The organism is Runella sp. (assembly GCF_027484545.1).
Lineage (GTDB): Bacteria > Bacteroidota > Bacteroidia > Cytophagales > Spirosomataceae > Runella.
This window is the reverse complement of the sequence record NZ_JAIXST010000325.1, coordinates 18,860-29,519: the sequence shown is the minus strand read 5'-3', so window position 1 is coordinate 29,519 and position 10,660 is coordinate 18,860. Positions and strand designations below refer to the sequence as shown.

Here is a 10,660-nt window from a genome sequence, read left to right as displayed (position 1 = left end):
TATTACAACAGCAAAATGACAAGCATAGTATCAAAGAAAGGCGTAAAAAAGCAGGTTGGAATGACCAGTACTTGCTCAATATTATTAAAAACAACACCATTTAGGTGCGTTTAACCTGGTACTTTTAGGGCGTCATGTAGTATGTCATACAATTTTTACATATACAAAAAATACGGCCTGCAATCGCAATGCAGTCTTACTTTCTGTATAATCCCCTACGTAGATGTTCAAACCAAACCCACCCTTTACTTAGAGAAATATACAGAAAATTGAAACAACTCCTAAATCCCGTGGTGATACAGAAGAAAACCAAACAGATACAGCCACAGCACATCGACAAAGTGCCAATAAATGGTCAATAGTTTGATTTTTAGTTGGTTGGGAGGATTGACGCTGAAAACGAAGGAGTCAACGTAGGAGCTGTTTTTAAAGGATTGAAACACGGCCCACGTCAATGCCGCAATGCCAATCAGAATGTGTACTATATGAAGTCCGGAAAGCAGATAAATGAACCCCACCGAAGGATTGTTAACGGTAGAAACGCCTCGCTCGATGAGTTGTTTCCACCCCCAAAATTGAAGAATAACAAAGAGCACCCCCAAGGTCAGCGTAGCCCCCATGTACATTCGGAATTGGGGATAACGGTCGGTACGGAAACAATGATTGGCTAAATGCAAGGTAAGGCTACTGACGACAATCGCCATGGTACTTACCCAAAATAACTGAGGAAGAGGTACATCCGTCCAATAGACCCCTGTAGATTTTCGTAGGACATAAATGGCGAGCAACACCGTGAATACCAATACACTTCCTGCTATGGCCAGCCAAAGCATAAAGTTGAACGGTTCGCGCCGTTTGGTCAAACGATTTTCATTAACGGTGGATGCCTTAGCCATGGGAATTGTGAACTGCCTGCTGTCTATTGTGAACTACTACAGCTCTCCTTTCCAAACGGTGAAGGGAGCGAAAATGTTCTGCAAATCAGTTTCTTTCTCAAAAATACCATAAATTGTTGAACCTGAGCCTGTCATAGCGGAATAAATAGCCCCTTTTTCGTACATTTTTTCCTTGATTTGGGGCAAAACCGGGTATTTAAGAAAAAGTCCGTTTTCAAAATCATTCTTTATACAATGACGCCATTCGGGTATAGGTCGTTGCAAAGCTTCCGATAAATTTACGTCGGGCGTTTGAGGCGTCACACCGGCGTAGGCTTCGGCGGTGGAAATGTGCAGATTTGGATAGACCAAAACAATATATTTTCCTTTCATCGAAAGTGAAATATCGGCAAATTGGTCGCCTTTTTCGTAGCAAAACTGCGGTTTGTTCTCAATAAAAAATGCACAGTCACTCCCCAATTTTCTTGCGTAGTTCTCTAAGTCAAAAGTGGAAAGTGAAAGGTGAAAAGTGGTATTCAATAATTTAAGCACAAAGGCAGCATCGGCTGAGCCGCCGCCCATTCCTGCGCCGATGGGCACGATTTTGAGCAGGTGCATGGCCACGGGAGGAAGGTCCATGTCGTGTTTAAGAAGCTCGTAGGCTTTGACGCAGAGATTTTTGGCCGGGTCACCGGGGATTTCTATGCCGGACGAAGAAAAACTGAACTCCGCAGCGGGAATGATTTCCAGTACATCTGACCAGCCGACGGGATAAAAACAGGAAGCGATGTTATGAAACCCGTCCGACCGTTTTTCAATGATTTGAAGCCCAATATTTATTTTGGCGTTGGGGAAGGTGACCATTAGCAAAAGTAGTGAGTAGTGAGAATTGAGTAGTGAGATGAGCCGTACTCATTACACAATACTCAATTCTCTTTACTTAATTAGTAGAGCATCCGAAACTTGATGGTTTCTTCCATGTCCTTGATTTCTTCCACAAATCCATCGGTATAGCTAATCTCTACGTCCATGATGACGTAGCCGATTTGGTCGTTCGTTTTGAGGTATTGTCCCGTGATGTTGACGTGATAGCGGGCAAAAATAGCGTTCAGTTTCGCCAAAATACCCGGTACATTGCGGTGTACGTGCAACAGACGGTGCGAGCCTTTGAGCAGCGGCAATTGTACTTCGGGGAAGTTCACGCTTCCTGTAGTGCTGCCGTTGTTGACGTATTCCAAAAGCCGTTCCGGAACGTAAAAACCGATGCCTTCCTGCGCTTCTTCGGTACTTCCGCCAATGTGCGGTGTCAAAATGACGTTGGGCAAATTGCGTAATTCGCTTTCGAAAGGCTCTTTGTTGGTTTTGGGTTCGTAAGGAAATACGTCCACACCCGCTCCCGATACTTTACCGCTTTTCAGCGCTTCCACCAATGCTTCCACATCCACAACGTGTCCGCGAGCCAAATTCAGAAAGACAACACCGTCTTTCATCAGACCAAACTCCCGTTTGCCAATGACGTTTTTGTTGTCCTTACGTCCGTCAATGTGCATACTCAGCACGTCGGCGACTTGTAGTAGCTCGTCCAAAGAGCGAAGTTTTTTGGCATTTCCAATCGGCATTTTATCTACAACATCGTAGAAATACACTTCCATTCCCAACGCCTCACCAATGACGGATAATTGAGTTCCAATGTGCCCGTAGCCCACAAGACCCAGTTTTTTGCCGCGCACTTCAAAGCTGCTGTCGGCTGACTTGTCCCATCTTCCCGCGTGCATTCCGACACTTTTCGGGAAAATATTCCGAATCAACATAATCATTTCACCCACGGCCAATTCCACCACCGAGCGGGTATTGCTGTAAGGAGCATTGAAAACTGCGATACCTCTTTCGGTCGCCGTTTTTAAATCAATTTGATTGGTGCCGATGCAAAAAGCACCGATGGCAATCAAACGCGGCGCATTTTCCAACACGCGCTTCGTGACCATCGTTTTGGAACGAATCCCCAGAATGGTAACGTCTTTGATTTTTTCAATCAATTCATCTTCGTCCAGAGCCCCTTTTACAAACTCAACGTTGAATCCCTGCTCTTCAAATGCCTGTCTTGCCACGGGATGAACGTTTTCCAGTAACAAAATTTTGATACGACTTTTTGGGTACGACTGCGCCCGGGGAAGGTTATTGAGAAATAAAAACTCATCCAATGAAGGTACAATATGGTCGGCTACGTCTACTACTTTTTGGCGCTCTACGTTTTCGGTAAATGCGTAAAAACGAGTGGCCAAACCGGAAGAGCGTAATTCGTAGTCGGTATACCCGTCGCCAATGGCGCAAATTTCACCTTCCAGATGGAGGGATTCAATCAGTTTTACCTTGCCTTTGTCCTGCGATAATACATTCGTTTCGTCGACGCCAATGATGTTGTCGTCTTCATCAAATACAAACGTGTTGGCGTAAACATTCTCTGCTTTGAGGCCCATTTCGGTCACAATCGGCACGATGAACTCTCTGAAACCGCTGGAAAGAATGATGATACTGTCGGCGTATTCAGTCAAAAAAGCGCGGTTACGGGCAAAAGAATCGGATATTTTGGTACGTAGAAAATCTACTAATGTGTCGATATGGGAGCGATTGGCACTCAGAAGTTCGATGCGACGGCGGAGACCTTCCGCAAACGACATTTCACCGTTCATGGCTGTTTCGGTCAGCTCACGAATCTGTTTTACAATGTTCTCGCGTTGGTGACTTCCCGCCAAGGCAATGTTCGCCAATTCGTCCAAGCCTTCAACCTGCGTAAAGGTGCTGTCGAAGTCAATGACGTAATAGGTTTGTTCGAGCGTGTTGGTAAGCATTTGAGAAAGAATTATGAACTAAAATGAATAGTTCGGAGTTTTCATGAATTTTAATTTATCGCCAATATGGCCAAAAACGAGTTATATGCTTTCTGTTTAATATCTAAAAGCCATAAATTTGCTCAATGATTTTATTTAGTATAGTTTCAATACCTTCATCATAATGTCCTTGTGTTGAAATACTTTCTAATATGTTTTGAACGGTTAAATTAATTAAATTCTTTTGTTCATCTGTGGGGGCTATAAACGGAATTTTCTTAATATAGTTTGCAGGGTTATTAGCAGATGGGTTTATCGTTCTTATAAGTTTATTACAGGTTGGCGAGTTGAAAAAAGCTAATAAATAATAAGTCAAATTTTCGTCTTTCGGAAAAATACCAACAATGGATTGATCAAATAACTTATTTTCAATTAAAGAAGCTGTTATACTTGATGAACTTATCATCGGTACGCCGACGCCAAACTTGAAATAATAGTGAGGGTTTTGAAAGCGTGCTTTTTTATCTTTTTTGTAATGAGAAACAGCCTCTTTACTCCAATTCATAAACCAACCTTCCGGTTTTAAATATTTTGTATTGCCTCCTTTCACAATAGGAAGAAAATGTTTATCGCCTTCAATGCCATCAAGAATAGTACTTAATTTCTTGTAGTCCCGATTGATTTTATTGGTATTTACTAAGTTATAATTTTTGCCATTTTTTAAGTCAGGGCTATTGACTTGTAAAAAAGTTTTGTCATCTCCTGAATAAAAACCTGTAACACAATTTGCAATATCCCCAATTTTTAATGGTGCATTGTTTATTGCGTCTGCAACACTTAAATTGTCGGATATTAAAAAAGCGTGGTCTGGGTTTGAAAATATTTCTTTTTGTGAGAATAAGTAAACTTTCAATTCTTCTTTACTTATACTTGCTAACTGGTCAACCTCTGTAAAACTGGTAAGAACATTAAAAGAATTGGATAAACATTCCCTTGGATTACTTGTTTTTTGTAATGTAATAATAGAAAGGTTCGCATATCCAAAATTTACGCCCGGGAAAAATGAAGATGGGAACAAGGCTAATTCAACGATTTTTGTTTTTGTAAGAATATGCTTTCTGATCGCCTTGTGCATGTGCAAATTTAAGAAGGTGTCAGGGATAATAAAAGATAAAATCCCTCCATCTTTTAACAGTTCGATACAACGGAATAAAAATAAAGCGTAACTTTCTTTTGCATATAATTCTGAATACATTTTTTTCAAAATGGCGCGTTTCTTTACGTCCTGCCACGCTCCATAAGGCGGGTTAGCGATTATTTTATCATAAACGCCACCAAAATTAGAATTAAAACTTAAATTATTGTCAAGTAATGTGTCGCACTCTCTGATAGTTACATTTTGGAAGGTTGAAAATTTGCCTTGTAATATTTTAACAGCATCCGGATTTAATTCGCAAATGTCAATATTTGCAAATTCATTTTCTTCTAATATCGCTTCGACAAATACACCGTCACCACCACAGGGTTCGAAAATTTTATCTGCTGGCTTTAGCAAAAGCTTGTCTACCATATAATCAACAATTAGAGTTGATTTGGTATAAAACGCCTGATATTTTTTTGCTTCGTTTATCATTACCAAAGTAGATATTGAAGTAAATTTTTATCAGTGAAGTGCGCGGTTGTTTCGGTATTAAAATCCGAAGCCCAATCAATATTTGTGGAAGTCCAATTTTTTAAATCATACCCAGAGTATTCTTTTATTTTCTGATATGCCTCATTACCGCAGTAGGCATTCCAAATCCCTGAATTTTTCAAAGTATTAAAATAGCTATTGTTTTCCTCTGCTCTTACAAACAGCAAGCACTTGTAGTTTTCATCAAGATTGTGATAAATAGTGGCTACTAATAGCAGTCTATTTGTGTTGCCTTTTTCATTGGAACCAAAACCGCTTTTAAAATCGACAACATATTTTTGGCCATTGTGAGAAAAATGCAAGTCAAGTTCTAATTGTATTTCCCCTGAGCTGACCAAACTCCAAACTTTAGCGTAGTAAGTTTTTAGTGCTTGCTTATCTTCGATGGAAAGAGGCAAGTTGTCAATATAATCAGTAATTTCATCTGTTATTTTTTTCTTTACCTCTGAAAAAAGAGGAGGTATAAAAAGAGAAAGGTTATTGATTGGGTAATAAAAACATAACTTACAAAATGGGTCCCACAATTCACCAACCCTACGGGAAAAGTCCATATACTCATAAGGTCTTACAGAATTTCTACTTTCAATCATTACTACAATATTGCAGTAAGTAATCATAAGAACACATTCAAGTTTTTCTTTATTATCCCATTTTTCTTTTTCTGCCTGTTGTAGAAGGGTAGTTATTAAAACAGATTTTGTTTGATTTAGGCTTTCGTTAATTGCTCTTGCTCTTTTATCGGATTGTGTTTCAGCAAATAGGGTCTTTATGGATGATAATGCTTCACTTGCTCTATCTCTGAAATAAGATAGCAACTCTATTTTTCGGTCTTTTATGGTTTTGTCAATATTCATTATATCTGTTTATAACCTTGGCTGTAAAGGTAAGCGTTTATCTGCTTTTTATGCAATCCATTAAGTTTACTGCAAATTTACCGTTCCTTTTTGGCATTTTTGCAGAGATTTCAGAACAATTTCAAAAGCAGCCTTCTTTATATATGAAAATCCTTCACACCGCCGATTGGCACTTGGGAAAACAACTCCATAAATATGGACTCGACGAAGACCATCGTTTATTCTTGGAGTGGTTGGCACAAACCATCAAAGAGCGTAAAATTGATTTGCTCTTAGTATCTGGGGATGTTTTTGATACCGCTAATCCCTCCAATCATGCTTTGGCTCAGTATTACGGATTTCTCAAAAAACTGATGGGGGCGGATTGCCAAGTAGTAGTGACAGGAGGCAATCATGATTCGCCTGGCGTACTCAATGCTCCGCGTGAATTGTTGCAGTTTTTAGACATAAAAATAGTAGGAAATGCCCTGGAGAATATACAAGACGAATTACTGCACATTGTATCTCCCAACGGGGAAGTGATAGTGGCAGCAGTACCTTATTTGCGCGAAGCCGATTTACGTAAATCAGTTTCGGGCGAAGGCTATGAAGATCGGCTGTCAGCTTTGCGACAAGGTATTCGAGGACATTATGAGCAACTTGCCAACCTTAAAGATGAGTACTTTGCGAGGGTACCTTCCATTGCAATGGGCCATTTGTACGTCAATGGCGCGTCAATTTCAGAAAGCGAACGAGATATACACGTGGTAGGAGGAGAAGCTGCTTTTTCGGCAGAATTTTTTCCCTCGGGCTTTGATTACATCGCATTAGGACACATCCACAAGCCACAACCTATCAGTAATTCTGATTTTATACGTTATTCAGGCTCACCGATTCCTCTCAGTTTTAGCGAACGCGACGACTCAAAATACGTTTTGGAATTGACCTTGGAAAACAACAAAATCAATAAAGTGGAAGCATTACCCGTGCCTGCTTTTCGAGAGTTACGTTGTTTTACGGGCAATCTCGACGAAGTAGAAGCTGCTTTGAAAGCCTATACATTTGAGGCATTGTTGCCGTCGTATGTAGAAGTACACGTCACAGAGCCATTTGCTGATCCGCAAAAAGAACTGTATTTCAGTTACTTGTTGCGTGAGTTTGATAATGCGCCTTTTCGGATAATTAAGCCACGGTTGTCGTTTGAAAATCGCACGAAGGGCGCAGATGAGCTTTTTACGACGGGAACATCTATCCAAGACCTATCGCCACGGGAAGTGTTTCAACAACGCCTTGCTTCCGAAAATCTTGATGATAAAACGCAAGGGCTTTTGGCAGAAGCTTTTGAAGAACTTTGGCGAGAAGTCGCCGAACAAAACTAAATGGAATGAAAATACTTCGTATTCGCTTTAAAAATATCAATTCGTTTTACGACGAACATCCCTGTATTGATTTCACAGTCAACCCTTTAGCTATTTCTGGCCTCTTTATTATTGCGGGGCCTACGGGGGCTGGAAAGTCCACGTTGTTGGATATAATTACCTTGGCATTGTACAACGAAATTCCGCGTTTTGGCAGCATTTCTAAAACCGAAATCGAAAAATTAGGGTCAATTGTCAACCTAAAAGCGGCCGAAGAACCCAAGGCGGAAGCCTACGCCGAAGTAGAGTATGAGGTGAAAGGGTGTCAGTATCGTTCGCGGTGGAGTATTGCCCGTAATCGTAACGGAAACTGGAACAATTACCAAATGGAAATCGCCGAATTGCCCTCTGGTAATTTGTTGGATATCAAAGGACTGGCAAACTTTCCAAAGAAAAATGAAGAACTTATCGGTTTGAGTTATCAGCAGTTTGTAAAGTCAATCGTGCTGGCGCAGGGGAGTTTCGCGGAGTTTTTGAGGGCCAAAGCACACGACCGTTCCAAACTGTTAGAAGACATCACAGGGCAACATATTTATCGTCAGTTGGGAAGTGCGGCTTATTTAAAAGACAAGCATTATAAAGAACAGTTGGAGTTGAAGGAGAAAGAACTGCAACTGGTAGCGATGCTGACCGACGAGGAAGTGAAGCATTGGGAACAAGCACAGTTTATTGCAGAATCGAACCGCACCCAAGCCGATAAAGAGGTGGTTTTTTGGGAAAAGGAAAAAAATACATTAGAACGTAGTTTTGAACTTCAACAAAAACTCGAAAAAGTAGAACGAGAAAAAAACGTATTAGAACAAGAAAAAGCTGCTTTTGCACTCCACCTCCAACGACTCCAAAACCACGAACAAGTAAGCGAATGGGCGGCCGATTTGGCAACGCTCAAAGCGCAAAAATTACAATTGGCAGTTCTGGAAGAACGTAAGCAGACCGCGTATAATCAAGCAGAAGCGCAAACAAAAATCATTCAGACGACGGTACAGCAAATCGAAAAATTAATCAATAAAACTGTAGTCAAAGAACGATTACTGGCAGAACTCAATGCTTTTGAGGGGGATATTTTGGGTTTAGAAACCGAAATAGAAAAACTGAACGCGGAGATTCGACCCATTTTTTCAACCATTAAACAGGAAATAACGCAATCTACAAACCCTTGGCTTAAAGCGTTATCTTTTGAAAAACTGGATGAAACCTATGCTCTGCTGAAACAAAAACAGTTAGATACAGAGGCCGAAGTCACGCGTTTTTCCGTTGATTTTGATGCTGAAAGTGAACTTGCCCGTTTGTCCTCGCGCGAAAAAGCTTTCATTGAGTTGGTAGCTAAATTGGAAAAACGAAATGACTTATTAGCCCAAGGGCAGGAAGCAAAAAAAACGTTGGAAGAAAGTACTCAAATTGCAGCGCAGAAGAAACCGATTTGGGAACAACTGAATGATACACTGAAAGAAATTGATTTAAAAATTAAAGAGTTACAATCAAGAAAAGAAAAAGAGCAGCAGAAGTTTAACCTCGAAGACCTTCGCAATGCACTGCAAAACGGGGAAGAATGTCCGCTTTGTGGTTCTACCCATCACCCCTACGTTCACGCCTACATCAATGCACTTTCGCAGGTACAAGTGGAGCTGGATTTGTTAGAAAAAAATAGAAAAGAAGTAGATATCCAAGCCAAAAAAGTAGGAACTGAGTTCGACAGAGCCGAGGCTTTAAAGGCGAAAGCTACCCTTGATTTGACTCAACTGCGCGAAGCGTACAAGAAAGCCAAGGAAGAGTGCGAAAAAGTATTGGAAGTACTCTTTTTAGTTCCAGATACGACTGTTGAACAACTTGTTGCGGCACAAAAGCAATTGCAACAACAACAAGAGATTGTATCTAATTGGGTAAAAGTCAGAGAATTAAATGATATTATCAAAAAGTTGTTGACGCAGTATGAATTGTTGTTTGTACTAAGAACCCAAAAGTTCACAAAAGAGCAAGAAAGACAAAAACGTTTTTCGGGGAAAGACGTAAGAGCGGAAGGCCAGATACTGAAAAATACGCTTACAAATGCCCAAACGACGTATGATATTGCCCAAAGACAACACTTTGAAATTCAACAGAATCTGTTGGAAGAAACTAAAAGAACGAGTGTTTTAGAAGCGTCATTAACCCAACAATTGCAGGAAAAAGGGATTGAAAATATTTCAATGGCCAACGAATTGCTGCTTTCGATGGCACAAGTAGAAATGCTCAAAAATCAGCGTAAGCAGCTGGGAGATAGGGAAAAAGAGTTGGAAGTAAACCAAAAAACGTGGTTAGAACAGTTGTTGGAAGTAGCGCAATTGAGACAAACCGAACATACACTGGAAGAAACTGAGTTCAAACTCAAAACCTGCCGTGAATTACGCGATCAATACCTGCGGGAATCGTCCGAAATAGCAGCTAAATTGAATAATCATGCTACTCAGAAGCTAAAGTTTTCGGGTTTGCAGGCTGAATTGGAACAAATGCGCAAACAGCGTAAGAAATGGGATTTGCTCAACCGTTATATTGGGGATAGTAATGGGAATAAATTCAGTAATTTTGCCCAAAATTTAACCCTTTCAAACCTGATTGGATTAGCAAATCAGCGTCTGCGTCACCTTTCAGACCGCTATATTTTGGACAAGCCCAAAGAAGAAACGGAGAGTCTGTTTGTAATTGATACCTACCAAGGCAATGCTCTACGGGCGGTTAATACGCTTTCAGGAGGTGAAACATTTATATTAAGTTTGGCCTTAGCGTTGGCATTGTCAGATTTAGCTTCGCAAAATGTCAGTATTGAGAGTTTATTTATTGACGAGGGTTTTGGGACCCTCGACCCTGATTCATTGGATATGGCATTGGGTATGTTGGAGCGATTGCAATCGGAGAGTGATAAAATCATTGGAATCATCTCACACGTAGAAGCCCTTAAAGAGAGGATTAGTACGCAGATACGTCTCTTCAAAAATGGTAGTGGGCTGAGTACAATGGAGATTGTGGGGTAAAAAAC

7 protein-coding genes are annotated in these 10,660 nt (G+C 40.6%); 2 read left to right on the top strand and 5 right to left on the bottom strand.

From position 1 onward, the window contains the following. Positions 1–281: 281 nt before the first annotated feature. The 5 genes from Q0081_RS29230 to Q0081_RS29210 form a co-directional block, all read right to left on the bottom strand. Complete coding sequence (locus Q0081_RS29230) at positions 282–896, bottom strand: cytochrome c oxidase subunit 3 (RefSeq protein ID WP_298361854.1); 615 nt, start codon at positions 894–896, stop codon at positions 282–284. Between the two features lie 36 nt (positions 897–932). Further along, the gene (ispE, locus tag Q0081_RS29225) at positions 933–1,739 is read right to left on the bottom strand and encodes a 4-(cytidine 5'-diphospho)-2-C-methyl-D-erythritol kinase (RefSeq protein ID WP_298361852.1); all 807 of its coding nucleotides are present in this window, start codon (positions 1,737–1,739) and stop codon (positions 933–935) included. Positions 1,740–1,819: 80 nt separating this feature from the next. Continuing rightward, positions 1,820–3,724 (bottom strand): phosphoglycerate dehydrogenase, encoded by a 1,905-nt coding sequence (gene serA, locus Q0081_RS29220; protein WP_298361850.1) that lies wholly within the window; start codon positions 3,722–3,724, stop codon positions 1,820–1,822. Positions 3,725–3,827: 103 nt separating this feature from the next. Next, positions 3,828–5,336 carry a class I SAM-dependent DNA methyltransferase gene (locus tag Q0081_RS29215; protein ID WP_298361847.1) on the bottom strand — a complete coding sequence of 503 codons (1,509 nt, stop codon included), beginning with the start codon at positions 5,334–5,336 and terminating at the stop codon, positions 3,828–3,830. Continuing rightward, positions 5,336–6,250, bottom strand: coding sequence for a hypothetical protein (locus tag Q0081_RS29210; protein ID WP_298361845.1), 915 nt, complete (start codon positions 6,248–6,250; stop codon positions 5,336–5,338). The genes Q0081_RS29215 and Q0081_RS29210 overlap by 1 nt, the downstream gene beginning before the upstream one ends. 143 nt (positions 6,251–6,393) lie before the next feature. Here Q0081_RS29210 and Q0081_RS29205 point away from each other — a divergent pair, with 143 nt between their 5' ends. Together Q0081_RS29205 and Q0081_RS29200 are read left to right on the top strand one after the other, a co-directional pair. Further along, positions 6,394–7,608, top strand: coding sequence for an exonuclease SbcCD subunit D C-terminal domain-containing protein (locus tag Q0081_RS29205; RefSeq protein ID WP_298361844.1), 1,215 nt, complete (start codon positions 6,394–6,396; stop codon positions 7,606–7,608). A 5-nt stretch (positions 7,609–7,613) separates the two neighbouring features. Then, on the top strand, positions 7,614–10,655 hold the full coding sequence (locus tag Q0081_RS29200; protein ID WP_298361841.1) for an AAA family ATPase: 3,042 nt from the start codon (positions 7,614–7,616) through the stop codon (positions 10,653–10,655). Positions 10,656–10,660 lie beyond the last annotated feature (5 nt).

What these genes read in the sequence shown, in the direction of transcription:
- Q0081_RS29230 (WP_298361854.1), bottom strand. Translation starts at nt 896, where the DNA reads ATGGCTAAGGCATCCACCGTTAATGAAAATCGTTTGACCAAACGGCGC.
- ispE (WP_298361852.1), bottom strand. Translation starts at nt 1,739, where the DNA reads ATGGTCACCTTCCCCAACGCCAAAATAAATATTGGGCTTCAAATCATT.
- serA (WP_298361850.1), bottom strand. Translation starts at nt 3,724, where the DNA reads ATGCTTACCAACACGCTCGAACAAACCTATTACGTCATTGACTTCGAC.
- Q0081_RS29215 (WP_298361847.1), bottom strand. Translation starts at nt 5,336, where the DNA reads ATGATAAACGAAGCAAAAAAATATCAGGCGTTTTATACCAAATCAACT.
- Q0081_RS29210 (WP_298361845.1), bottom strand. Translation starts at nt 6,250, where the DNA reads ATGAATATTGACAAAACCATAAAAGACCGAAAAATAGAGTTGCTATCT.
- Q0081_RS29205 (WP_298361844.1), top strand. Translation starts at nt 6,394, where the DNA reads ATGAAAATCCTTCACACCGCCGATTGGCACTTGGGAAAACAACTCCAT.
- Q0081_RS29200 (WP_298361841.1), top strand. Translation starts at nt 7,614, where the DNA reads ATGAAAATACTTCGTATTCGCTTTAAAAATATCAATTCGTTTTACGAC.